This window comes from Pseudomonas tructae (genome assembly GCF_004214895.1).
GTDB classification, from domain to species: Bacteria; Pseudomonadota; Gammaproteobacteria; order Pseudomonadales; family Pseudomonadaceae; genus Aquipseudomonas; species Aquipseudomonas tructae.
Window position 1 is genome coordinate 608,936 of record NZ_CP035952.1, and the last position, 23,861, is coordinate 632,796.

Genomic DNA, 23,861 nt, shown 5'->3' on the forward strand with positions numbered 1-23,861 from the left:
GAGTCGGAGGTTTTTTCGTATGACCACTTCGTTGCAACCTGCCTATGCCCTGGTTCCCGGTGCAAACCTGGAAGCCTATGTGCACACGGTCAACAGCATTCCATTGCTGACGCCCGAGCAGGAGCGTGAACTGGCCGAGAGTCTCTACTATGAGCAGAATCTTGAGGCAGCTCGGCAGATGGTGCTCGCCCACCTGCGTTTTGTTGTACACATCGCGCGCAGCTATTCCGGCTACGGGCTGGCCCAGGCCGACCTGATCCAGGAAGGCAATGTCGGTCTGATGAAAGCGGTCAAGCGCTTCAACCCGGAAATGGGCGTGCGCCTGGTGTCCTTTGCGGTGCACTGGATCAAGGCCGAGATTCACGAGTTCATCCTGCGCAACTGGCGCATCGTCAAGGTGGCCACCACCAAGGCCCAGCGCAAACTGTTCTTCAACCTGCGCAGCCAGAAAAAACGCCTGGCCTGGCTGAACAACGAAGAAGTACATCGAGTCGCCGAGAGCCTGGGTGTCGAGCCACGTGAAGTGCGTGAAATGGAGAGCCGCCTGACCGGTCAGGACATGGCCTTCGACCCGGCCAGTGAAGCCGACGACGACAGTGCATTCCAGTCACCGGCCAACTACCTGGAAGACCACCGGTACGACCCTGCGCGTCAACTGGAGGATGCCGACTGGAGTGACAACTCCACCAGCAACCTGCACGAAGCCCTGCAAGGCCTGGATGACCGTAGTCGCGATATCCTCTACCAGCGTTGGCTGGCCGAGGAAAAGGCCACCTTGCATGACCTGGCCGAGAAATACAGCGTGTCCGCCGAGCGGATTCGCCAGTTGGAAAAGAATGCGATGAACAAGGTCAAAGCCTTGATCGCCGTCTGAGTCGCAATACGGCAATAACCAAAAAGCCCCGACGTGTCGGGGCTTTTTCATGATTCTCCGCCACCCCTGTCGAGACTGCTATGACCATTTCCTTGTACGCCGCTTCTGTTCCTGTCTTCAAGCAAATGCTCAACGCCCTGAGTGATGTGCTGAACAAGGCCGAAGCTCACGCTACGGCGAAAAACATTGATCCGAGCGTTTTCCTCCAGGCGCGCCTGTATCCGGATATGTTCCCACTGGTTCGCCAGGTGCAGATCGCTGTTGATTTCGCCAAGGGGGTATCGGCGCGCTTGGCTGAGGTCGAGTTGCCGAAATACGATGACAGCGAAACCACCTTTGCTGAACTGCAAGCGCTGATCGGTAAGGTGCTGGCTTTCCTGGACGGCATTGCGCCAGCCCAGATCGACGGTAAGGAAGGCATTGAAATCGTGACCCGTCCGGGCACGCCCAAAGAGAAACGCTTCAGTGGCCAGGCTTATTTGCTGACCTACGGTCTGCCGCAGTTCTTCTTCCACGTAACCACCACTTACGCAATCCTGCGTCACAACGGTGTAGAAGTAGGCAAACGTGACTACATGGGTGCTTTCTAAGGCGTTTACCCAGTAATCAGCAAACAATAAAACCCGGCAAGGTGTGCACCTTGTCGGGTTTTTTATTGGTTCCAGGGCGCCCGGCGCGGGCTGTCCAGCTGAGCCAGGTAGCTGTTGCCGCCCAACTGGCGCATCTGCTGGCGAATCCAGCCGGCACGCCGTGCTACATAGCTACTGGGCTGGCTGGCGCTCCACCGCAACGGGCTGGGCAGGACGGCGGCCAGCAGGCTGGCCTGCTGGCGCGACAACTGGCTGGCATCTACGCCGAAGTGGTGCCGCGCCGCCGCCTGCGCGCCGAACACGCCTTCGCCCCATTCTGCACTGTTGAGATAGACCTCGAGAATCCGCTCTTTGGGCCACAACAGCTCGATCAGCCCGGTGAACCAGGCTTCCAGGCCCTTGCGCAGCCAACTGCGACCAGCCCAGAGGAACTGGTTCTTGGCCACTTGCTGGCTGAGGGTACTGGCGCCGCGGATGCTGCCACCGCGTTCGTTGTGGGCCAATGCTGCCTGGATGGCATTGAAGTCAAAGCCCCAGTGGTTGGCGAACTTCTGGTCTTCGCCAGCAATCACCGCCACTTTGAGTTCATCGGAGATCCGCTCCCATGGCTCCCAGTCCCGTTGCAGGTCAATGGGCTGGCCGTTGAACCAGGACTCGACCTTGCGCTCGGCCATCAGCGCAGTGCCAGGCGGCGGTACCCAGCGAAACAGCAGCACCAGCAGGACGCTACCTGCGGCAAACCACAGCAGGGCTCGGCTGAGGCGACGGAAAATGGAAGACAGCATAGGTGATGGCTTGGCCGAACCGATGGAGCGGGCCATTATACAGACCCTGTGCTGACTAGGAGTCTTCCCAATGCTTCGTAGTTTTTTGCTGCTTTCGGCGTTTTTCGGATTCACCGGCGTGGCCCTGGGCGCCTTCGCGGCCCATGGCCTCAAGGGCCGGTTGAGCAGCGAATACCTGGCGATCTTCCATACTGGCGTCACCTACCAGCTGGTGCATGCGCTGGCACTGCTCGCGGTTGCCGTGCTCTCGGTGCACCTGCCCGGGCGCCTGGTCGGTTGGGCCGGTGGTCTGTTCACCCTGGGGATCCTGCTGTTTTCCGGTAGCCTGTATGTGCTGACCCTGAGCGGCATCGGCAAGCTCGGGATCATCACCCCTTTCGGCGGCCTGGCGTTTCTTGGCGGCTGGCTGTGCCTGGGCCTTGCAGCCTGGCGCTTGAGCTGACCCACGGGTCCGGATCGAGACGAATGGCGCGGCCCGGCCTTGGGTTTGCGCCCTGATCAGGGCTAGAATGCGGGCCCCTAAAAATAATGGCGGCCGTGCGCATGCGCATTCAACTGAACGGTGAACCTTTCGAAGTGGCCGATGGCGAAAGCGTCGCGGCCCTGCTCAACCGGCTTGACCTGGCGGGTCGCCGGGTGGCGGTCGAGCTCAACCTGGACATCGTGCCGCGCAGCCAGCACGACAGCACCGCGCTGAACGAAGGCGATCAGGTGGAAGTGGTGCATGCCATTGGCGGTGGCTAGGCCTTCGCGATTTACCTGCAAGTCCCTCAACCTTCAAGAGGATTACCGATGAGCAATGTTCGTAGCGACAAGCCCTTCACCCTGGCCGGTCGTACCTTCCAGTCGCGCCTGCTGGTCGGCACCGGCAAGTACCGTGACCTGGAAGAAACCCGCCTGGCCATCGAGGCCTCGGGTGCCGAGATCGTCACGGTAGCCGTGCGCCGCACCAACATCGGCCAGAACCCGGGCGAACCGAACCTGCTCGACGTGCTGCCGCCAGACCGCTACACCATCCTGCCGAACACCGCTGGCTGCTTCGATGCGGTCGAAGCCGTGCGCACCTGCCGCCTGGCCCGTGAACTGCTCGATGGCCACAACCTGGTCAAGCTCGAAGTACTGGCCGACCAGAAGACCCTGTTCCCCAACGTGATCGAGACCCTCAAGGCCGCCGAAGTGCTGGTCAAGGACGGGTTTGACGTAATGGTCTACACCAGCGACGACCCGATCATCGCTCGCCAACTGGGCGAAATCGGCTGTATCGCGGTAATGCCGCTGGCTGGCCTGATCGGGACGGGCCTGGGGATCTGCAACCCGTACAACCTGCAGATCATCCTCGAAGAGTCGAAAGTACCGGTGCTGGTCGATGCCGGCGTCGGTACTGCATCCGATGCCACCATCGCCATGGAGATGGGCTGTGAGGCGGTGCTGATGAACTCGGCGATCGCTCACGCACAGCAGCCGATCATGATGGCCGAAGCCATGAAACACGCCATTGTCGCTGGCCGCCTGGCTTACCTGGCCGGGCGTATGCCGAAAAAACTCTATGCCAGCGCCTCGTCGCCGCTGGATGGTCTGATCAAGTAAGAGCCCCTGATGACTGAATCGCAAGAAACGCCGAGCACCACCGAAGGCGAAGAGCGCCAACACCGCCGCATCAAGAGTTTCGTGATGCGCGCCGGGCGCATGACCGAAGGCCAGCAACGTGGCCTGGACCAGGGTGGGCCGTTGTTCATCCTGCCCCTGGCTGACAGCCCGGTGGACTACGACCAGGTCTTCGGCCGCTCGGCGCCGCGTACCCTGGAGATCGGCTTCGGCATGGGCCACTCCCTGCTGGAAATGGCCGCTGCCGCCCCCGAGCAGGACTTCATCGGTGTCGAAGTACACCGTCCGGGTGTCGGTGCGCTGCTCAATGGCGTGCTGACCCAGGGCCTGAAGAACCTGCGGGTGTATGACTGCGATGCCATCGAAGTGCTGAACAAGTGCGTGGCTGACAACAGCCTCGACCGGCTGATGCTGTTCTTCCCCGACCCTTGGCACAAGAGCCGCCACCACAAGCGTCGCATCGTCCAGCCGGAGTTCGCAGCCCTGGTGCTGAGCAAGCTCAAGGTCGGCGGCGTGTTCCATATGGCGACCGACTGGGAGCCCTATGCCGAATACATGCTGGAAGTGATGAACGTTGCCCCGGGTTATCGCAACCTGGCTGCCGACGGCAAGTGCGTTGAGCGTCCGGCCGAGCGCCCGATCACCAAGTTCGAACGCCGTGGCGAGCGACTTGGGCATGGGGTGTGGGATCTGAAGTTCGAAAAACTGGCTTGAGGTCTATCGCGGGGCAAGTCGAGGCGTCGCACCGCCGCTCCCACAGAGGTGTTTTGGGCTCTGTGGGAGCGGGCTTGCCCCGCGATGCTATTCAGCGCCGATCAGCGACTACGCCGATCAACACCAGCACAATCAGCAACACCGGCGCCAACGCATAGTTGTTGAACTGCGCCAGGCCTTTGATGACCCACGGCGTGGCATAGATCAGCGCCGCACCACTACCGATCATCACCAACACGGCCATGAACGGTACGCGCAAGGCGCCTGCTAGGCCGCCCAGGCGTTGTTCGACCCAACCTTTGATGTCGGTGCCAAACAGCACCAGCAAACAGCCCACCAAGGCCAGGGAAATCTCCGACAAGTTGCTGCGACTCCAGCGGGAAACAGTCGAGAGCAGGTCGAGTACCAGGTCCATTCGCAATCCTTAGGTCAAGAAATACTGCAGCAGGTCGTTGAGGAACAGCTGGCCTCGTGGGGTGGCGACCAGTCGCGAGGTTTCGACCTGCAAAAGGCCTTTTTGTTCGGCCTCGCGACGGGCCTCGGCTAGCTGTTCCAGCGGCAACCCCGTGCGCAGGCTGAATTGATCGGCGTCCACGCCTTGGGTCAGGCGCAGGGCGTTCATCAGGAACTCGAAGGGCAGCTCATCCACCGGCAGCAGCTTCTCGCCGGCCTTGAAGGCCTTGGCCGGGTTCAGGTAGTCCTTGGGCAGGCGAGTCTTCCAGGTGCGCAGGATACGCCCGTCCGGGTGGCTGAGCTTGCCGTGGGCGCCGGCACCGATGCCGATGAAGTCGCCAAAACTCCAGTAATTGAGGTTGTGGCGGGCCGCGCGGCCGGGCAGGGCGTAGGCTGAGACTTCATATTGGCGGTAGCCATGGCTGGCCATCAGCGCTTGTCCCGCTTCCTGGATGTCCCACAGGATGTCGTCCTCGGGCAGCAGCGGTGGCTGGTTCCAGAACACCGTGTTCGGCTCCAGGGTCAATTGGTACCAGGACAAGTGCGTTGGGTTCAGCGCGATGGCCTGGCGCAAGTCGCCGAGGGCGTCGTCCAGCGACTGGTCGGGCAGGCCGTGCATCAGGTCGAGGTTGAAGTTGTCGAAGCCTGCGTTGCGCGCCATGTCGGCGGCGCGAATGGCCTCGTCACCGTTGTGGATGCGCCCGAGCGCTTCGAGCTTGGCCTGCTGGAAACTCTGGATGCCGATCGACAGGCGATTGATGCCCAACTGCCGGTAAGCCTTGAACTTCTCCTGTTCGAAGGTCCCGGGGTTGGCTTCCAGGGTGATCTCAATGTCGTGGGCAAACGCGATGCGCTGCTCCACACCCACCAGCAAGCGGCCCAGGGCGCGGGCGCTGAACAGGCTCGGGGTGCCGCCGCCAAAGAAGATCGAACTGATCGGGCGGCCATAGACGGCGCCCAGCTCCTGGTCCAGGTCGGCCAGCAGAGCGTCGACATAGGCTTCTTCAGGCAGCTCGGGGCTGGCGGTGTGGGAGTTGAAGTCGCAGTACGGGCATTTACGCACGCACCAGGGGATATGAATGTACAGCGCCAGGGGTGGCAACTGTGGCAGGGCCACCCGCGGTGCTTGGGAAGTAAAGCCAGCCTCGCCCAGGTGCAGTGGCTGTGCCGGCGAACGATCGGTCATGCCAGGCCCAGACGTTGACGCAACAGGCTCATGGCGCGGGCACGGTGGCTGATCTGGTTCTTGTCGGCAGGGCTCAGCTGGGCGCTGGAGCAGTCGCGCTCCGGTACCCAGAACAGCGGGTCGTAGCCAAAACCGTGTTCTCCGCTGGCCTGGGTCAGGATGCGGCCGTGCCACAGGCCTTCGCAGAGGATCGGTAGCGGGTCGTCGGCGTGGCGCACCAGGGCCAGCACGCAGACGAACTGGGCGCCGCGCTGCTCCTGCGGGACATCCTTGAGCACATCGAGCAGCTTGGCGTTGTTGGCCGCATCGCCCTTGCCATCGGCGTAACGCGCTGAATAAATGCCGGGCGCGCCGCCAAGGAAGTCTACGGCCAGGCCCGAGTCGTCGGCCAGCGCCGGCATGCCGGAAATACGCGCGGCATTGCGCGCTTTGAGAATGGCGTTCTCGACGAACGACAGACCGGTTTCTTCCGGTTCGACGCTGCTGAATTCGCCAATGGAACGCAGTTGCACGGTGTCACCGAGCATGGCCTGCAGTTCCTTGAGTTTGCCGGCGTTGTGGCTGGCCAGTACGATTTGCTGAAAAGTCATCATTGCCCTGGGAAAAGCTCTTGGTTGAAGCTGATGGTTTCGGTCTTGCCATCAACCCCAACGTTGATGGTGAAGGTGCGGGTTTCCTGCTGCGGAACCGGATATTGGGCAATGTAGTAGATCGCCCCTTGTTCGTTGATCTGCTTGAACTTCAACGGTACCGAGTTGCTGGTCAGGTCTTTGACTGTGCCGCTGACTTGGGTGACCATCGGCTTGCCGGCCTTGATGACCGAAACGTTGATCACGCCCTGATTCTTGCTGCGAACCAGCTCAGTGGCCTTGGCGGTTTCGGGCGTCAGAAAAGTTGAAATAAAGGTGCTGTAGTGCACCGTGGTATCCCCGAACACTTCCTTGCGCTCGCCCTTGATGGCATCGGCGGCGACTGCCGACAGGCTCAGGCTGGCAACCAGTAAACAGCTCAACAAGCGACCCATGATCGTTCTCCTCCAGTGTGCGGGTTAAACCGCGACCTTGTGTTCGGTAAGGCCGGGGCTGCTGACACGGTAAATGCCGATCTCACCTAGAAGATTAGGCCATAGCTTGCTCGCCCACCCGTGGCGGTGCAAATGGTCGACCGCCAGGCGGTCGAGGACCTGGGCGCGGCGTTCGCCGCACAGGGCCTCGAAGTCTTCAAAGGTGCAGAAGTGGATGTTCGGCGTGTTGTACCAGGTATACGGCATGAAGTCGGATACCGGCATGCGACCTTTGGTCGCCAGGTACCAGCGGCAGCGCCAGTGGCCGAAGTTGGGGAAAGTGATGATGCACTGGCGGCCCACGCGCAGCATCTCGTCGAGGATCCGGTCAGGGTACTCCACGGCCTGCAGGGCCTGGGTCATGACCACCACGTCGAAACTGTTGCTGGCGAAGTTGCCCAAGCCCTTGTCGAGGTCCTGTTCGATGACGTTGACGCCCTTGGCCACGCACTGGGCGATGTTGTCAGGGTCGATTTCCAGGCCGTAGCCTGCGACCTGCTTGTGGTCGCGCAGCGACGCCAGCAGCTCGCCACTACCGCAACCGAGGTCGAGTACCCGGCTGCCGGCGGGGATCCAGTCTTGGATGATTTCCAGGTCGGCTCTCATAAGGTCCTCAGCAGACGATGCGGTTCATGTAGTTCGTGAAACCCGTGATGTAGCGCGGGGTCGGGATCAGGAAGGCATCGTGGCCATAGGGCGAGTCGATATCCAGGTAGCAAACGTTCTTGCGTGCGGCGATCAGGGCGTCGACGATCTCCCGCGAGCGTGCTGGCGAGAAGCGCCAGTCGGTGGTGAACGACATCACGCAGTAATCTGCCGTGACATGGGCCAGGGTCGCTGCCAGGTCGCCGCCGTGGCTGGCGGCCGGGTCGTAGTAGTCCAGGGCCTTGGTCATCAGCAGGTAGGTGTTGGCGTCGAAGCGGCCGGAGAACTCTTCGCCCTGATAGCGCAGGTAGCTTTCGACCTGGAACTCGACGCTGTGGAAGTCGTAGTTGAGCTTGTCGCTTTTGAGCTCACGGCCGAATTTTTCGCCCATGGAGTCGTCGGACAGGTAGGTGATGTGGCCGACCATGCGCGCCAGCATCAGGCCGCGCTTGGGGATCACGCCCTGATCCTGGAACGAGCCGCCGTGGAATTCAGGGTCGGTGAGGATGGCCTGGCGCGCCACCTCGTTGAAGGCGATGTTCTGCGCCGAGAGCTTGGGTGCCGAGGCGATGTCCAGGCAGTGACGCACGCGGTCGGGGTAGGTGATGGTCCACTGCAGTGCTTGCATGCCACCCAGGCTGCCACCGACGATGGCGGCCCATTGCGCGATGCCCAGGCGATCGGCCAGGCGCGCCTGGCTGTGTACCCAGTCTTCCACGGTCAATACCGGGAAATCGGCGCCATAGGGCTTGCCGGTGAGCGGGTTGAGGCTGCTGGGGCCGGTGCTGCCGTTGCAACCGCCAAGGTTGTTGAGGCTGACCACGAAGAAGCGATTGGTATCGATCGGCTTGCCGGGGCCGATGCAGCTGTCCCACCAGCCCGGTTTGCGGTCGTCGGGGCTGTGATAGCCGGCCGCATGGTGATGGCCGGATAGCGCATGACAGATGAGCACGGCGTTGCTGGCGCTGCTGTTGAGCGTGCCGTAGGTTTCGTAGATCAGTTCATAGGAGGCCAGCGAGCGACCGCATGCCAGCGCCAGCGGCTCGCTGAATTGCGCCAGTTGCGGTGTTACCAGACCGACCGAATCTTCGGGAAAGACAGTGGACATCGACCCTGCTCACGCTTGAATGAGGCGTAAGTCTAAAGACCACCGGGGTGGGGGGCAAGGAGCGTATCGCGGGGCAAGCCCGCTCCTACTGACGTGCTGTAGGAGCGGGCTTGCCCCGCGATAGATCAGACCAGCAGGCGCAGAATCTCCGGCATCCCGCTCATCGCCGCCAGGTTGTTGATCACCAGCATGTCGATCAGCTTCAGCGCCATGAATGCCAGGATCGGCGAGATATCCAGGCCGCCCAGGTTCGGCAGGATACGCCGGAACGGTGCGAGGAACGGATCGCAGATCTGGTTGATCAGCTCGGCGCCTGGGTTGTGGCTGCCCGGTGCGACCCACGAGAGGATCACGCTGATGATCAGGGCGAAGAAGAAGATCTTCAGGAACAGCGCCGTCACCCCGATGATCGACCAGACCAGCAACTGCAGCGGGTTGCCGGTGGTGCCGTAGGCCAGCAGCAAGGTCAGGCCCATCACCAGCAGCTGGATGATGATCGCCAGCAGCAGCGACGACATGTCCAGGCCGAACAGGCTCGGGATCACCCGGCGCATCGGCTTGAGCAGCGGTTGGGTGGCGCGTACGGCGAACTGGCTGAGCGGGTTGTAGAAGTCCGCACGCACCAGTTGCAGGACAAAGCGCAGGACCACGATCAGCAGGTAGAGGCTGCCCAGGGTCTGCAGTACATAGATTGCAGCGGTGTTCAATCCGATCATGTTCGGCTCCTTAGTTGCCCAGTTGTTCGGCCATTTCAGCCGAGCGGTGCGCGGCGGCACCCAGCGCCTGTTCCACCAGCGCTTCGAATCCATTGGCCTGGAACGACTTGATCGCCGCTTCCGTGGTGCCGGCCGGCGAGGTGACCCGGCGGCGCAGTTCGGCGGCGTCGACGTCACTGCTGACAGCCATGTGGGCGGCGCCCAGGGCGGTTTGCAGGGTCAGCTTGGCGGCGGTTTCCCGTGGCAGGCCAAGTTTTTCACCGGCGGCGGTCATGGCCTCGATCAGCAGGAAGAAATACGCAGGGCCACTGCCGGACACCGCGGTCACTGCATCGAGCTGTTGTTCGTTGTCCAGCCACAGGGCGATGCCCACGGCCGACAGCAGTTGCTCGGCCTGCTGACGCTGAGCCGGCGTCACCTGGGCGGTGGCGAACAGGCCGCTGACGCCCTGACGCAGCAGCGCCGGGGTGTTGGGCATGCAGCGTACGATCGGCTGGGCGCCAAGCCAGTTGTTCATGCTTGCACAGGTGATCCCGGCGGCAATCGAGACCACCAGTTGCTCAGGCACAAGGCTCGGCTTGAGGGCCTCGCACACGGCCTTCATTGCCTGCGGTTTGACCGCCAGCACCACCACGTCGGCGCCTTCGATGGCCTGGGCGTTGTCAGCGAACATCTCGATGCCGTGTTCGGCATGGATTTTTGCCCGCTGCTCGGCGCCCGGGTCGCTGGCGCGGATCTGCGAAGCTTCCAGGCCCTGGGCGCGCAGGCCGCCGATCAGGCTGGCAGCCATGTTGCCGGCGCCGATAAAGGCAATACGAGTCTTGCTCATGTCAGGTCCTTGATAGGGAAAGAGGGAATAAGCATGGGTCAGGGCTGGCCGTAGTCGCGGGCACCGAACAGCGCAGTGCCGATACGCACCCAGGTTGCGCCCTGGGCAATTGCGGCTTCCAGGTCATGGCTCATGCCCATGGACAAGGTATCGAGTGGCAAGCCCAGGCTCGCCTGCAACTCGCGAACCCGGGCAAAGGCCGCTTGCTGGGCCGCCTCGTCGTCGGTCGGCTCGGGAATCGCCATCAGCCCGCGCAGGCGCAGGCGTGGCAGCGCGGAAATGGCGCGGGCCAGGGCTGGCAACTCTTCGGGGGTGCAGCCGGACTTGCTCGCTTCGCCACTGACGTTGACCTGCAGGCAGATATTCAATGCAGGCAGGTCGACAGGGCGTTGCTCGGACAGGCGTTGGGCGATTTTCAAGCGGTCCACGGAATGTACCCAGGCAAAGTGCTCGGCAATCGCACGAGTCTTGTTCGACTGAATGGGGCCGATGAAGTGCCAGGTCAAGGGCAGGTCGGTCAATTCGGCCTGTTTGTTCAGCGCTTCCTGCAGGTAATTCTCACCGACATCGCGTACGCCGGCGGCGAAGGCTTCGCGCACGGCAGCGGCGGGTTTGGTCTTGCTCACGGCCAGCAACTGCACCGCCGCAGGCTCGCGCCCGGCGGCCAGGGCGGCGGCACGGATGCGTGCGGCGAGGGTGGAAAGGTTGTCTGCTATGGTGGACATTGATCGATGCCAGCGGCTCTTTGGGTCTGCGGCATTCTACCTGCTTGGCGGCCTTTGGGGAGTCTCATGGATGTGACGCAACTGCTGGCGCTGGCAGTGCAGGCTGGCGCCAGCGACCTGCACCTGGCAGCGGGCGAGGTCCCGGCGCTACGGCTTGAAGGGCGTTTGCGGCCGATGACGCTGCCACGGCTGACACCCGGGCAGATGAATGAATTGCTCGCTCAGCTCATGTCCGCCGCGCAGCAAAAGGATTTTGAAACACATCTGGATATCGACTTTGCCTTTGCCGTGCCAGCATTGGCGCGCTTTCGGGTCAATGCATTCCAGCAACACCAGGGCGCCGCTGCAGTGCTGCGGGTGATTCCGGCACAGGTCAGCAGCCTCGCCGAGCTCGGTCTCGGGGATGTGTTTCGGCAGATTGCCGAACTGCCGGGCGGGCTGGTGCTGGTCACCGGGCCCACCGGTTCGGGTAAATCAACCACCCTGGCAGCATTGGTCGATCACCTGAACCGTGAGCGGTCGCTGCATATCGTTACCCTCGAGGACCCCATCGAGTTTATCCACCGCTCGCAGCGCAGCCGGATCAGCCAGCGCGAAATCGGCCGACACAGCCATGGCTTTGCCCAGGCCTTGCGCGCCGCGTTGCGCCAGGATCCGAATGTGATCATGCTCGGGGAGCTGCGTGACCCGCAGACCATCGGCCTGGCCCTGACTGCGGCGGAAACCGGGCACCTGGTGCTGGCCACGGTGCACACCGGCTCGGCAGCAAAAACCATCGACCGCTTGGTGGATGTGTTTGCTGCCCAAGAGAAGCAGTGGGTGCGTGCCATGCTCGCCGAGGCGTTGCAGGCGGTGGTGTCGCAGGTGCTGATCGAACGCGTTGGCGGTGGCCGGGTGGCGGCCCATGAGGTTCTGCTGGCAACACCTGCCGTGCGCAACCTGATCCGCGAGGGCAAGGTGGCGCAGTTGCAATCGGTGATTCAGACAGGTGGGGCGCAGGGCATGCAAACCCTGGAAGGTTGCCTGCAGGATCTGCTGCGCCGAGGGCTGATCAGCCCTGACAGCGCCCCGGAGCGGGCGCCGGGGCAGTTCTAGCGCTTGGCCAGGGCCAGTTGCTGGCTTTTGGGCAGAACGCGTTTGGCAACGACGTAACGGCTTTGCCAGTAAGGCTTGTTCAAGGTGTCGATGCTGACCCGCTTGCCGGTACGCGGGGCGTGGATGAAGCGGTCGTTACCCAGGTAAATGGCGACATGGTTGACCCGGCGGCTCTTGATGTTGAAGAAAATCAGGTCGCCTGGCTTGAGGTCGTTGCGGTCGACCTTGATGCCGTGGCCGCTGGCCATGGCATTGGAGGTGCGTGGCAGGTCGACTTCATCGATGTCGTTGAAGGCGTATTTGACCAGGCCGCTGCAGTCAAAGCCCTTGCTCGGGCTGCTACCGCCCCAGCGGTACGGGGTGCCGAGCACGTTGACCGCGCGGCTGAGCACATCGCTGCTCTGTTGCGGCGACATGGCAGCGGCGACCGGCAGCGGCGTGCTCGAGCGGCTGCTGCGCTTGGGGTTGTGCTGGACTTTGCTGCTACCGACGCTCTTGTGTGGGCGCGTAGCAGTGGAATTGGAGGTATACCCGGAGAAACCGTTGGGTAACCGTTGCTCACGATTGGTGGCGTGGGCAGCCAGTGGCAATAATAGGCAGATGGTCAGCCATGTCTTGAAAAAAGGACGCATAGGCAGGGCTCTAGGTGAGTTGGCGCGCAACTTTATAACAGCTTTTTGATCAAATTTTGATCCGTTGGTCGACTCCAGGGGCTGGCAAAAACCGGCAAAAGCGGCGATTTGCCTGCATTGGAAAGGCGCGAGCCAGATGGGGTAGGGGTTTGCGGGCGGCAGGGCGACAAATGACCACACGTCGGGTTGCCACGCAAAAGTCACATTTTTCTTTAGAAAATTTATCGATAACCCACAGGGGCTATGAATGAACAGTTATCAACAGGGCGGTTCGGTACACGATACCCACAGCAAAGTGATCGGCTATCTGCTGTGGATTTTCGGCTTTACCGGCTCGCACCGTTTCTATTACGGCAAGCCGGTCACCGGCACCCTTTGGTTCTGCACCCTGGGCCTGCTCGGCATCGGCTGGTTGATCGACCTGTTCCTGATTCCGGCAATGGACCGCGAAGCCGACCTGCGCTTTCAACCGGGTCCTCTGGACTACAGTCTGGCGTGGATCCTGCTGACATTCCTGGGTGTGTTTGGCGTGCACCGCATGTACCAGGGCAAGTGGATCACGGGCTTGATCTATCTGTGCACCGGCGGGTTGTTTCTGGTGGGTGTGCTGTATGACTTCTGGACGCTCAATACCCAGGTGTCACTGGCCAACGCCCAGCGGCGCTGAAGCCTGAGGCCTTGTCGCAGTGCACTGCGACAAGGCCTTGGGGCGGGGTTACTGGCGGGTCTGGCGCTGCTGCAACAGCAAGTTGCTGAAGCCGCTGCCGGCCAGTTGCTTCTGCGCCACGGTCAGCTGTTCACGGTTGCTGAACGGGCCGACCAGCACGCGGTACCAGGTTTCTTCCTTCACCGTACCGGACTCCACCTTGACCGCCTGTCCGAGCAGGATGATCTGCGCGCGGACCTTGTCGGCATCCGCCTGCTTGCGGAACGAGCCGGCTTGCAGGAAGAACTGGGTGGTGGCCGCCGGCTTGATCACCGGTGGTGCGGGTGGTGGCGTCTGCCCCAGTAGCGCTGCCTGGGCGCGGGCGGTGTCGATCTTCGCAGCTTCTGCCGGGGTGACCGGAGGTTGCGCCGGCACCGGCGGGGTTTTCTCCGGCACGGCTTCAGGCGGCACAATCACTTCCGATTCCGGCAGCAAGGTGTAGAAGTCGTACTTGGGTTTTACCGGCTGCTGCGGGCTTGGCGCGGTCTTGTTGGCTTCGGCGACCTTCTCGGCTTTCTGCTGCTCGGGCTTGGTGCGCTTGACCTCGTCGTTGCCAGGCTCAAGCTTCATCAGGAACACGACAAAGGCGCCCACCGACAGGCCGATTGCCAGCCACAGCCAGCCCGGGATCGGTTGCTTGGCCGGTGGCTGATAGCGACTGGCGCCGCGCTTGGGGGCGGGTTTTTTCTTGGCAGCCAACTTACATGCGCTCCAGGGTTTCCAGGCCGAGCAGCTCCAGACCTTGCTTGAGGGTGCGGCCAGTCAGTGCTGCCAGGCGCAGGCGGCTCTGCTGTTGTTCAGGGGTGTCGGCGCCGAGGATCGGGCAGTTCTCGTAGAAGCTGGAGAACAGGCCGGCAACGTCGTACAGGTAAGCGCACAGCACGTGTGGCGTTCCTTTTTCGGCGACGTTGTTGAGGATCTCGCCAAACTGCGCCAGGCGCGCAGCCAGGTCCTGCTCCTGGGGGGCTTGCAGGATGATCTGGCCGTCAACTTCATCGAAGTGCTTGCCCAGCTTGCGGAACACGCCGGCAACGCGGGTGTAGGCGTACAGCAGGTAAGGTGCGGTGTTGCCCTCGAAGTTGAGCATCAGTTCGAAGTTGAAGCTGTAGTCGCTGGTGCGGTGCTTGGACAGGTCGGCGTATTTCACCGCGCCAATCCCCACCACTTCGCCGATGGTGCGCAGCTCGGCCTCGGCCAGCTCCGGGTTTTTCTCCTTGACCAGGGCGTAGGCGCGCTCCTTGGCTTCGGTCAGCAGGTCGATCAGCTTCACCGTGCCGCCGTCGCGGGTCTTGAACGGACGGCCGTCGGCGCCGTTCATGGTGCCGAAGCCCATGTGTTCCATCTGCATCGGGTGGCCGACGAAACCGGCGCGGCGGGCCACTTCGAACACCTGGTTGAAGTGCAGTGCCTGGCGCTGGTCGACGAAGTACAGGGCGCGATCGGCCTTGAGCACATTGCTGCGGTAGCGTACGGCGGCGAGGTCGGTGGTGGCGTACAGGTAGCCGCCATCGGCTTTCTGCACGATCACGGGCAGTGGCTCGCCTTCGGCGGTCTTGAACTCTTCCAGGAACACGCACTGGGCGCCCTTGCTCTCGACCAGCAGGCCCTTGGCCTTGAGGTCGTTGACGACATTGGCCAGGTCGTCGTTGTAGGCGCTCTCGCCCATGACGTCGGCCATGGTCAGCTTGACGTTGAGCAGCTCGTAGGTCTTCTGGCAATGCGACAGCGAGATGTCCTTGAAGCGGGTCCACAGCTTCAGGCATTCCGGATCGCCGGCTTGCAGCTTGACCACCAGGCCACGGGCGCGGTCGGCGAACTCTTCGGATTCGTCGAAGCGTTTCTTCGCGGCGCGGTAGAAGTTCTCCAGGTCCGACAGCTCGTCGCTGGTGATCGGGTTCTCTTGCAGGTAGGCCATCAGCATGCCGAACTGGGTGCCCCAGTCGCCGACGTGGTTCTGGCGGATCACGTCATCGCCGAGGAACTCCAGCACGCGCGACACGGCGTCGCCGATGATGGTCGAGCGCAGGTGGCCAACGTGCATCTCCTTGGCCAGGTTCGGTGCCGACAGGTCGACCACCACCTTCTGCTGCGGGCCGGCCTTGTGCACGCCCAGCTTGGCGTCGGCCAGGGCAGCATCCAGGCGCGCAGCCAGGGCCTGGGTGTTCTGGAAGAAGTTGAGAAAGCCGGGGCCGGCAATTTCGACCTTGCTGACCTGCTCGTCGGCCGGCAGGGCGGCGATGAGCTTCTCGGCCAGATCGCGAGGCTTCATGCCAGCGGGCTTGGCCAGCATCATCGCGATGTTGCTGGCGAAGTCGCCGTGGGTCTTGTCCCGGGCGTTCTCCACCTGGATCGCCGGCGTCACCCCTTCAGGCAGCACACCGTCGGTGACGAGTTGGGTGAGGGCTTGCTGGATCAGCTGGCGAATGGTGTCTTTCATGGGCTTCTCTTTCGACCGCAAGCGCGGCGGCGCTTCGATGCGCAGGTGGAAAAACTGGGTATTATCCGTTGCCGGGGCGAGGTTGCCAACCTTTGGGGTGCTATCGCGGGGCAAGCCCGCTCCTACAGGGTGGTGTAGGAGCGGGCTTGCCCCGCGATGGATCAATACAAGTCCACCGGATCGACATCCAGCGACCAACGCACCTGGCGCCCGGACGGCATCTGCTCCAACACTAGCAACCAGGCGCTGATCAGTCGATGCAAAGGTGCCCGGGCATTGGCCTGGAGCAACAATTGCGCGCGAAAGCGCCCTGCACGGCGCTCCATGGGCGCGGGCACCGGACCGAGCAGTTCGATACCGTGCAGGCCTTGTTCGGCCAGCAACTGCTCGGCGGCGCTGCAGGCCTCATCGAGAAAACCTTCGGCTTGCCCCGGCTTGTGCGCTTCAGCGCGCAACAAGGCCAGGTGCGCAAACGGCGGCAGGCCGGCGGCGCGGCGCTCGCTCAGGGCTTGCTCGGCAAAGGCGAAGTAACCCTGCTCGGTCAGTTGCACCAACAAAGGATGGTCGGCCAGGTGGGTCTGAATGATCACTTTACCCGGCTCTTCGGCGCGGCCGGCGCGCCCGGCAACCTGGACAATCATCTGTGCCATGCGCTCGCTGGCGCGAAAGTCCCCCGAGAACAGCCCGCCGTCGGCATCGAGGATCGACACCAGGGTCACTCGCGGAAAGTGGTGCCCTTTGGCGAGCATCTGGGTGCCGACCAGGATGCACGGCTGGCCGCGCTGGATGGTGGCGAACAGTTGATTCATTGCATCCTTGCGCGAGGTGCTGTCGCGGTCGACGCGCAGCACCGGGTAATCCGGAAAAAGAATGCTCAGGCGTTCTTCGGCGCGTTCGGTGCCGGCGCCGACGGGTCGCAGGTCGACCTTGTTGCACTGCGGGCACTGGCGTGGCACCCGCTCGTCATAGCCGCAGTGGTGGCAACGCAGTTCATTGGAACGCTGATGCACGGTCATTCGTGCATCGCAGCGGGGGCACTCGGACATCCAGCCGCAGTCATGGCAGAGCAGTGTCGGGGCAAAGCCGCGACGGTTGAGGAACACCAGCACCTGCTGGCCCGCCGCCAGGGTCTGGCCAATGGCTTGCTGCATCGGCCCACTGATACCGCTGTCCAGTGGCCGGCTTTTTACATCCAGGCGCAAGAAGCGCGGCTGCTGGGCGCCGCCGGCCCGCTGATTGAGGCGCAACAGGCCATAGCGACCGCTGTGGGCATTGTGCAGGCTCTCCAGTGACGGCGTGGCCGAACCCAGCAGGATCGGAATGTTTTCTTGGCGCGCGCGTACCAGCGCCAGGTCGCGGGCGTGGTAGCGCAGGCCTTCCTGCTGTTTATAAGAACCATCGTGTTCTTCATCGATGATGATCAGCCCGGGGTTTTTCATCGGCGTGAACAGCGCCGAGCGGGTGCCGATGATGATGTCGGCTTCACCATCGCGAGCAGCCAGCCAGGCATCCAGGCGCTCTCGATCGTTGACCGCCGAGTGCAGCAAGGCGATGCGGGCGTTGAAGCGTTGTTCGAAGCGCGCCAGGGTTTGCGGCCCCAGATTGATTTCCGGAATCAGGATCAGCGCCTGCTTGCCGGCTTCGAGGGTTTCGCGGATCAGTTGCAGGTAGACCTCGGTCTTGCCGCTGCCAGTGACCCCGGCCAGGAGAAAGGCATGAAAACTGTCAAAACCTGAACGCACCGCATTGAACGCGGCGCGCTGCTCATCATTAAGGGGCAGCTCCGGCTGCGCCAGCCAACGTTCGTGGCGCTCCTGGGGCAGGTGGCGGCGCACTTCGACCTGCACCAGTTCCTTGGCCAGCAGCAGGTCGAGGCTGTCCTTGCTCAGCATCAGTTTGCTCAACACGCCATGGGCAACGCCGTGGGGGTGCTGCGCCAGGGTTGCCAGGGCCTCGCGCTGACGCGGCGCGCGGGCGATGCGTGGGTCGTCCAGGCGGGCGCCCGGTACTACTTGCCAAAAGCGTTCCTGGCGCGCTTGCGCCGGTTCACCCTGGCGCAGCAGCACCGGCAGGGCCCAGCTCAGGGTGTCGCCGAGGCTGTGCTGATAATATTGCGCTGTCCACAGGCACAGCTTGAACAGCGCCGTTGGCAGCGGCGACACCGGGTCGAGCAAGGCGATTGCCGGTTTCAGTTTGTCGGCCGGGACCTCGCTGGTGTCGCTAATCTCGATGAGGATGCCGATCATCTCGCGCCGACCGAACGGTACGCGGATACGCATGCCCGGGGTCAGTGCCTGGCGCGCCATGCTCGCCGGTGCCCTGTAGTCGAACAGCCGCCGCAGGGGCGAGGGCAGGGCAAGGCGTAGAATGACGTCGGACACGCGAAAGGTTCTCTGCAGGGGGATTCCAAGACTCGGCGAGCCTAGCAGACGACCGCCGGTGTAAGCGACAACTTGCGTTGGCTGTTTGCTCTGGTATCATTCGGACCCTATTTTGCGTGCGGTATTCAACAATGGTGTTGAGTGGCGGCACGTCAGCACTGAGGAAACACCATGAAAGCCGATATCCATCCGGTATACGAAGCTGTAGACGTTACCTGCAGCTGCGGTAACAAATTCGTAACTCGTTCGACTCTGGCCAAGCCACTGCCGATCGACGTTTGCAACCTCTGCCACCCGTTCTACACCGGTAAGCAGAAGGTCCTGGACACCGGCGGCCGCGTACAGAAGTTCGCAGATCGCTTCGGCATGTTCGGTGCCAAGAAGTAAGATTGCGCGACGCTGGCCCCATGGGTTTGGCATTGCTGCTGAAAAAGGCGTCCCTCGTGGGCGCCTTTTTTATGGGTGCGATTTGGCAGTTCCCGGCCCAGGCGTTCTGCGCAGCGCCGGTCGATGCGCAAGTGGTCAGCGTGCGCCAGGTGGTCGACGGCGATACGTTGCGGCTGAGTGACGGCCGTAGCGTTCGCCTGATCGGCATCAATGCGCCGGAGATGGGGCGCAAAGGTCGCACCAGTGAGGCCTTCGCCGAGGCCGCTCGCCAGCGCTTGCAGGCCTTGGTCAAGGCCAGTGGTGGCCAGGTCAGCCTGGTTCCGGGTGTCGAGTCGCGGGACAAATACGGCCGTACCCTGGCGCACGTCTACAGCCGCTCTGGCGACAATTTTGAAGCACAACTGCTCAGTGAAGGCCTTGGCTACCGTGTCGCGGTGGCGCCAAACATCTCGCTGACGAGCTGTCAGGAACAGGCCGAGCGCGCCGCTCGTCAGGCCGGCAAAGGCCTTTGGCGGCAATCTCAACTGACGCCGGCGAGGGAAATACGTCAGTCTGGTTTTGCGCTGATAAGTGGCAAGGTGATGGATATCGAGCGCAATCGCGGGGGTATCTGGATCGAAATCGACGACTCCCTGGTGCTTCAGGTACCGGCGCGCCTGCAGCGCAACTTCCCCTCCTCGTTCCTCACCGATCTGAAAGGTCGATCCATCGAAGCGCGCGGCTGGGTGCTGGATCGTTCCCGCAAAGGCGGCTTGAAACCTGGGCAACAGCGCTGGCTGCTGCCATTGACTGATCCTTCGATGCTGGAAAGGGTCGAAAGATAAAATATTGTCTACATTTTTTATTTCGATTGTACACATCGAAAGCCTTGCAGGCTGCGGCTCTTGGCGGAAAGTCGTAGGTTAAAGCCCTTGACACAAGTGACCGGGCAGTCTTGTCGGCCCTTTGCTCTTTGCGTATCCTCGGCGGTCCGTCAGAACAGTAAATAGCGGAATGCCCACCATGTCAGATTTGAAAACTGCCGCTCTCGAATACCATGCTCAGCCTCGTCCGGGGAAACTGAGCGTCGAGCTCACCAAACCTACCGCGACTGCACGCGACCTGGCGCTGGCCTACAGCCCTGGCGTGGCTGAGCCGGTTCGCGAAATCGGTCGCGATCCGGAACTGGCCTACAAGTACACCGGCAAGGGTAATCTGGTAGCAGTCATTTCCGACGGCACCGCCATCCTTGGCCTGGGTAACCTCGGCCCACTGGCCTCCAAGCCGGTCATGGAAGGCAAGGGCGTTCTGTTCAAGCGTTTCGCCGGTATCGATGTGTTTGACATCGAAGTCGAATCGGAAAGCCCGCAAGCCTTTATCGATACCGTCCGCCGTATTTCCATCACCTTCGGTGGCATCAACCTCGAAGACATCAAGGCGCCAGAGTGCTTCGAGATCGAGCGCACCCTGATCGAGCAGTGCGATATCCCGGTTTTCCACGATGACCAGCACGGCACCGCGATCGTGACCGCCGCCGGCATGATCAACGCCCTGGAAATCGCTGGCAAAACCCTGGCTGACGCCAAGATCGTCTGCCTGGGTGCCGGTGCAGCCGCCATCTCCTGCATGAAGCTGCTGGTGAGCATGGGCGCGCAGATCGAGAACATCTTCATGGTTGACCGCACTGGCGTGATCCACGCTGGCCGTGACGACCTGAACCAGTACAAGGCGGTGTTCGCTCACGCGACCGACAAGCGCACCCTGGCAGACGCCCTGAAAGGCGCTGACGTGTTCGTCGGCCTGTCCGGCCCGAACCTGCTGAGCCCTGAAGGCCTGAAGTCGATGGCGCCGAACCCGATCGTGTTCGCCTGCTCCAACCCTGATCCAGAGATCGCCCCGGAACTGGCTCACGCCACCCGTAGCGACGTGATCATGGCCACTGGTCGCTCCGACTACCCGAACCAGGTCAACAACGTCCTGGGCTTCCCGTTCATCTTCCGCGGTGCCCTGGACGTTCGCGCCAAGCGCATCAACGAAGAGATGAAGATCGCTGCCGCCAACGCCCTGAAAGACCTGGCCAAACTGCCAGTGCCTAAGGAAGTCTGCGCAGCCTATGGCGTCGATGCCCTGGAATTCGGTCGTGAGTACATCATTCCCAAGCCAATGGATGCCCGTCTGATCACTGTCGTTTCCGACGCCGTAGCCAAGGCCGCGATCGAGACCGGCGTGGCAACCCTGCCGTATCCGAAGAACTACCCGCTCAAAAGCGTGGATGATGTGTTCAACGGCTAATGTTGGAGCGGGCTTGTCCCGCGATTAGCTGCAACGCATAGTAAAAAGCCCCGGCTCGTGAGAGTCGGGGCTTTTTTGTGGTTGGTGTCAACTTCATCGCGGGGCAAGCCCGCTCCTGCAGTTGGAGCGGGTTTGCCGCCATCAGAACAGGTCGATCGGTGCCGCCTCATCCGCTGGCAGCGGGCTGCCTGGCGCACTGCCGTTACCCAGTTCGTTCACCGACGGCGGCGTGTCCTCGGCCTTGAACAGCTCGAAGTAGGCATTGGGCGTGCTCGGTGTAGCCGCCCGGCCGCTGACCGGATCGACACGCAGGCTGAGGATGCCTTCGGGCTCGGCCGGTGCATGGTTGGGCTTGTCCTTGAGCGCGGCGCCCATGAAGTTCATCCAGATCGGCAGCGCCACGGTGCCGCCGTACTCGCGACGGCCGAGGGTTTCCGGCTGGTCGAAACCACTCCATACCGTAGTCACGTAATCGGCGTTGTAACCGGAGAACCAAGCGTCCTTGGACTCGTTGGTGGTACCGGTCTTGCCCGCAAGGTCAGTACGCCCCAGGGCCAAGGCGCGGCGCCCGGTGCCGCGTTTGATCACATCCTGCAGCATGCTGGTGAGGATATAGGTGGTGCGCCCGTCAACGATGCGCTCGGCTACGGCTGGTGGCTGAGCAATCGCGGCGGCCGGGTTGCTGGCAACGCTGCTTGGGGCTTCGCCTGGCATTTGCGTGCTGATCGGCTGCTCGGGTGCGGCAATGCCTTCCTCGACCTGCTCGGCTTGTGGTACCCGCGGCGGATTGGCGGTGAACAGGGTCTCGCCGTTGCGGCTCTCGATGCGTTCGATCAGGTACGGGCTGATCTTGTAGCCGCCGTTGGCAAAGGTGCTCCAGCCCGTGGCGATTTCCATGGGTGTCAGGGTCGCGGTGCCCAGGGCCAGGGACAGGTTGGGCGGCAGGTCCTGCTTGTTGAAGCCGAACTTGCTGATGTAGTCGATGGTCGAACTGACCCCCATGGCCTGCAGCAGGCGGATCGACACCAGGTTGCGCGACTTGTACAGCGCCTCACGCATGCGGATCGGGCCAAGGAAGGTATTGGTGTCGTTCTTCGGGCGCCAGACTTTGTCCAGGTACTCGTCGACGAACACGATCGGCGCATCGTTGACCAGGGTCGCGGCGGTATAGCCATTGTCCAGCGCGGCGCTGTAGACGAATGGCTTGAAGCTTGAACCTGGCTGGCGCTTGGCCTGCATGGCGCGGTTGTAGTTGCTCTGCTCGAACGAGAAGCCGCCGACCAGTGCGCGAATCGCGCCACTGTTCGGGTCCAGCGACACCAGGGCGCTCTGCGCGCCCGGCACCTGGCTGAACTTGAGGTTGCCATCGTCCAGGCGCTGCACGCGGATCAGGTCGCCGATCTGGGCAACATCCGAGGGCTGCTGTGGTGCGCGTCCCTGGCTGTTGGTATTGAGGAATGGGCGGGCCCACTTCATGGTGTCCCAGGCCACGGACTCCTGGTTGCCGGCGCGGGTCAGCACCTGCAGGCCGGCTTTGGTTACTTCGGTGACGATTACCGGTTCCAGGCCGCCCAGAGGACGTTGCTTGCTCAGTTCCTGCAGCCAGGCGTCGTGGGTCTTGCCCGGGAAGCGCGATTCGGGGCCGCGGTAGCCGTGGCGTTCGTCGTAAGCGCTAAGGCCATCGAGTACGGCCTTGTTGGCGATTTCCTGCAGATCGCTTGGTACCGTGGTGGTGACGCGGAAGCCTTCGGTGTAGGCATCGCTGCCGTAGCGGCCGACCATTTCGGCGCGGGCCATTTCGGCGATGTACGGGGCGCTGACTTCTGGCGTCGGTACGTGATAACTGGCGTTGATCGGCTCGGCCAGTGCAGCCTGATAGCTGGCTTCGTCGATCTTGCCGAGCTTGTACATGCGTCCGAGGATCCAGTCACGACGCTCCTTGGCGCGTACCGGGTTGGCCAGCGGGTTGAAGCGCGATGGCGCTTTAGGCAGGCCGGCGATCATCGCCATCTGCGCCAGGCTCACCTCGCGGATCGATTTGCCGTAGTACACCTGGGCGGCCGCCTCGATCCCGTAGGCGCGGTTGCCCAGGTAGATCTTGTTGACGTACAGCTCAAGAATCTCGTCCTTGGTCAGTTCGCGTTCTATCTGCAGGGCCAGGAGAATTTCGTTGGTCTTGCGCGAGAAACTGCGTTCGCTGCTGAGGAAGAAGTTCTTCGCCACCTGCATGGTGATGGTGCTGCCGCCGGTCTGGATGTGCCCGGACTTGAGCAATTGTGTTGCAGCGCGCATCAGGCTGCTGGGGTCGACGCCGTAGTGATTGGCGAAATTGTCGTCTTCGGCCGAGAGCAAAGCCTGGATGAAATGCGGCGGAATATCGGCGAAACGGATGGGCGAGCGGCGCATTTCGCCAAACTCGGCGATCAGCTTGCCGTCGCTGCTGTAGACCCGCAAAGGGATCTGCAACTGGATGCTTCTGAGGGCCTCTACCGAGGGCAAGCTGGGGCTAAGATACAGAAATGCGCCGCTCAGACCGAGCACGAGCGCGCAGATGACTGCGACGAAAGACCACCAGAAAAACTTCAGCAGGCGTATCAAGGCTTTTGGGCGTCCAGATAGAAGAGTGGGTTGCGCGCGGGGCCAGCGGACAAAGGATAAA

The 23,861-nt window shown here is 62.4% G+C and carries 26 protein-coding genes; 11 read left to right on the top strand and 15 right to left on the bottom strand.

Features of this window, described 5'->3' with window-relative positions; all coding sequences use genetic code 11:
* Positions 1–19: 19 nt before the first annotated feature.
* Positions 20–874 (top strand): RNA polymerase sigma factor RpoH, encoded by an 855-nt coding sequence (gene rpoH, locus EXN22_RS02815; protein WP_130262430.1) that lies wholly within the window; start codon positions 20–22, stop codon positions 872–874.
* Between the two features lie 80 nt (positions 875–954).
* On the top strand, positions 955–1,464 hold the full coding sequence (locus tag EXN22_RS02820) for a DUF1993 domain-containing protein (protein ID WP_130262432.1): 510 nt from the start codon (positions 955–957) through the stop codon (positions 1,462–1,464).
* Positions 1,465–1,526: 62 nt separating this feature from the next.
* On the opposite strand, the gene mtgA is transcribed toward EXN22_RS02820, so the two are convergent.
* On the bottom strand, positions 1,527–2,285 hold the full coding sequence (gene mtgA, locus EXN22_RS02825) for a monofunctional biosynthetic peptidoglycan transglycosylase (RefSeq protein WP_407691941.1): 759 nt from the start codon (positions 2,283–2,285) through the stop codon (positions 1,527–1,529).
* A 34-nt stretch (positions 2,286–2,319) separates the two neighbouring features.
* Here mtgA and EXN22_RS02830 point away from each other — a divergent pair, with 34 nt between their 5' ends.
* The 4 genes from EXN22_RS02830 to trmB all read left to right on the top strand — a co-directional run bounded on the left by EXN22_RS02830 (position 2,320) and on the right by trmB (position 4,568).
* Positions 2,320–2,691, top strand: coding sequence for a DUF423 domain-containing protein (locus EXN22_RS02830; protein ID WP_045193969.1), 372 nt, complete (start codon positions 2,320–2,322; stop codon positions 2,689–2,691).
* A gap of 101 nt (positions 2,692–2,792) precedes the next feature.
* Entirely contained in the window at positions 2,793–2,993 is a 201-nt protein-coding gene (thiS, locus tag EXN22_RS02835; protein WP_130262434.1) for a sulfur carrier protein ThiS, read from the top strand.
* A 48-nt stretch (positions 2,994–3,041) separates the two neighbouring features.
* Entirely contained in the window at positions 3,042–3,836 is a 795-nt protein-coding gene (locus EXN22_RS02840; RefSeq protein WP_130262436.1) for a thiazole synthase, read from the top strand.
* 9 nt (positions 3,837–3,845) lie between these two features.
* Positions 3,846–4,568: a tRNA (guanosine(46)-N7)-methyltransferase TrmB gene (gene trmB / locus EXN22_RS02845; RefSeq protein WP_130262438.1), complete on the top strand. Its 723-nt coding sequence runs from the start codon at positions 3,846–3,848 to the stop codon at positions 4,566–4,568.
* A gap of 91 nt (positions 4,569–4,659) precedes the next feature.
* On the opposite strand, the gene EXN22_RS02850 is transcribed toward trmB, so the two are convergent.
* The 9 genes from EXN22_RS02850 to EXN22_RS02890 form a co-directional block, all read right to left on the bottom strand.
* A complete protein-coding gene (locus tag EXN22_RS02850) occupies positions 4,660–4,983 on the bottom strand; it encodes a DUF3392 domain-containing protein (RefSeq protein ID WP_130262440.1) in 324 nt (107 codons plus the stop codon).
* Positions 4,984–4,992: 9 nt separating this feature from the next.
* Positions 4,993–6,207, bottom strand: coding sequence for a radical SAM family heme chaperone HemW (gene hemW / locus EXN22_RS02855; RefSeq protein WP_130262442.1), 1,215 nt, complete (start codon positions 6,205–6,207; stop codon positions 4,993–4,995).
* Positions 6,204–6,800 (bottom strand): RdgB/HAM1 family non-canonical purine NTP pyrophosphatase, encoded by a 597-nt coding sequence (rdgB, locus tag EXN22_RS02860; RefSeq protein WP_130262444.1) that lies wholly within the window; start codon positions 6,798–6,800, stop codon positions 6,204–6,206. The genes hemW and rdgB overlap by 4 nt, the downstream gene beginning before the upstream one ends.
* Positions 6,797–7,231, bottom strand: coding sequence for a DUF4426 domain-containing protein (locus tag EXN22_RS02865; RefSeq protein ID WP_130262446.1), 435 nt, complete (start codon positions 7,229–7,231; stop codon positions 6,797–6,799). Before EXN22_RS02865 ends, rdgB begins: the two co-directional genes overlap by 4 nt.
* A 24-nt stretch (positions 7,232–7,255) precedes the next feature.
* The gene (gene metW / locus EXN22_RS02870; RefSeq protein WP_130262448.1) at positions 7,256–7,876 is read right to left on the bottom strand and encodes a methionine biosynthesis protein MetW; all 621 of its coding nucleotides are present in this window, start codon (positions 7,874–7,876) and stop codon (positions 7,256–7,258) included.
* Between the two features lie 7 nt (positions 7,877–7,883).
* Positions 7,884–9,023 carry a homoserine O-succinyltransferase MetX gene (metX, locus tag EXN22_RS02875; protein WP_130262450.1) on the bottom strand — a complete coding sequence of 380 codons (1,140 nt, stop codon included), beginning with the start codon at positions 9,021–9,023 and terminating at the stop codon, positions 7,884–7,886.
* A gap of 125 nt (positions 9,024–9,148) precedes the next feature.
* Positions 9,149–9,739 carry a YggT family protein gene (locus EXN22_RS02880; protein WP_045193962.1) on the bottom strand — a complete coding sequence of 197 codons (591 nt, stop codon included), beginning with the start codon at positions 9,737–9,739 and terminating at the stop codon, positions 9,149–9,151.
* 10 nt (positions 9,740–9,749) lie between these two features.
* Positions 9,750–10,568: a pyrroline-5-carboxylate reductase gene (gene proC, locus EXN22_RS02885; RefSeq protein ID WP_130262452.1), complete on the bottom strand. Its 819-nt coding sequence runs from the start codon at positions 10,566–10,568 to the stop codon at positions 9,750–9,752.
* 38 nt (positions 10,569–10,606) lie between these two features.
* A complete protein-coding gene (locus EXN22_RS02890) occupies positions 10,607–11,293 on the bottom strand; it encodes a YggS family pyridoxal phosphate-dependent enzyme (RefSeq protein ID WP_130262454.1) in 687 nt (228 codons plus the stop codon).
* A 66-nt stretch (positions 11,294–11,359) separates the two neighbouring features.
* Between EXN22_RS02890 and EXN22_RS02895 the strand changes: the two genes are divergently transcribed.
* Complete coding sequence (locus tag EXN22_RS02895; protein WP_130262456.1) at positions 11,360–12,388, top strand: type IV pilus twitching motility protein PilT; 1,029 nt, start codon at positions 11,360–11,362, stop codon at positions 12,386–12,388.
* On the opposite strand, the gene EXN22_RS02900 is transcribed toward EXN22_RS02895, so the two are convergent.
* The gene (locus EXN22_RS02900) at positions 12,385–13,098 is read right to left on the bottom strand and encodes a C40 family peptidase (protein ID WP_407691954.1); all 714 of its coding nucleotides are present in this window, start codon (positions 13,096–13,098) and stop codon (positions 12,385–12,387) included. The genes EXN22_RS02895 and EXN22_RS02900 overlap by 4 nt on opposite strands.
* A gap of 169 nt (positions 13,099–13,267) precedes the next feature.
* Between EXN22_RS02900 and EXN22_RS02905 the strand changes: the two genes are divergently transcribed.
* A complete protein-coding gene (locus tag EXN22_RS02905; protein ID WP_130262460.1) occupies positions 13,268–13,687 on the top strand; it encodes an NINE protein in 420 nt (139 codons plus the stop codon).
* Between the two features lie 48 nt (positions 13,688–13,735).
* On the opposite strand, the gene EXN22_RS02910 is transcribed toward EXN22_RS02905, so the two are convergent.
* The 3 genes from EXN22_RS02910 to EXN22_RS02920 form a co-directional block, all read right to left on the bottom strand.
* Positions 13,736–14,425, bottom strand: a complete 690-nt coding sequence (locus tag EXN22_RS02910; protein WP_130262462.1) for an SPOR domain-containing protein — start codon at positions 14,423–14,425, stop codon at positions 13,736–13,738.
* Position 14,426: 1 nt separating this feature from the next.
* Complete coding sequence (gene argS, locus EXN22_RS02915) at positions 14,427–16,163, bottom strand: arginine--tRNA ligase (protein WP_130262464.1); 1,737 nt, start codon at positions 16,161–16,163, stop codon at positions 14,427–14,429.
* Positions 16,164–16,324: 161 nt separating this feature from the next.
* The gene (locus EXN22_RS02920; RefSeq protein ID WP_130262466.1) at positions 16,325–18,544 is read right to left on the bottom strand and encodes a primosomal protein N'; all 2,220 of its coding nucleotides are present in this window, start codon (positions 18,542–18,544) and stop codon (positions 16,325–16,327) included.
* Positions 18,545–18,715: 171 nt separating this feature from the next.
* On the opposite strand from EXN22_RS02920, the gene rpmE reads away from it, so the two are divergent.
* The 3 genes from rpmE (at position 18,716) to EXN22_RS02935 (ending at position 21,202) form a co-directional block, all read left to right on the top strand.
* Entirely contained in the window at positions 18,716–18,931 is a 216-nt protein-coding gene (gene rpmE / locus EXN22_RS02925; RefSeq protein WP_130262468.1) for a 50S ribosomal protein L31, read from the top strand.
* Positions 18,932–18,933: 2 nt separating this feature from the next.
* On the top strand, positions 18,934–19,755 hold the full coding sequence (locus EXN22_RS02930) for a thermonuclease family protein (protein ID WP_130262470.1): 822 nt from the start codon (positions 18,934–18,936) through the stop codon (positions 19,753–19,755).
* Positions 19,756–19,933: 178 nt separating this feature from the next.
* Entirely contained in the window at positions 19,934–21,202 is a 1,269-nt protein-coding gene (locus tag EXN22_RS02935; RefSeq protein WP_130262472.1) for a malic enzyme-like NAD(P)-binding protein, read from the top strand.
* 141 nt (positions 21,203–21,343) lie between these two features.
* On the opposite strand, the gene EXN22_RS02940 is transcribed toward EXN22_RS02935, so the two are convergent.
* The gene (locus EXN22_RS02940; RefSeq protein ID WP_407691955.1) at positions 21,344–23,797 is read right to left on the bottom strand and encodes a penicillin-binding protein 1A; all 2,454 of its coding nucleotides are present in this window, start codon (positions 23,795–23,797) and stop codon (positions 21,344–21,346) included.
* Positions 23,798–23,861: the final 64 nt, after the last annotated feature.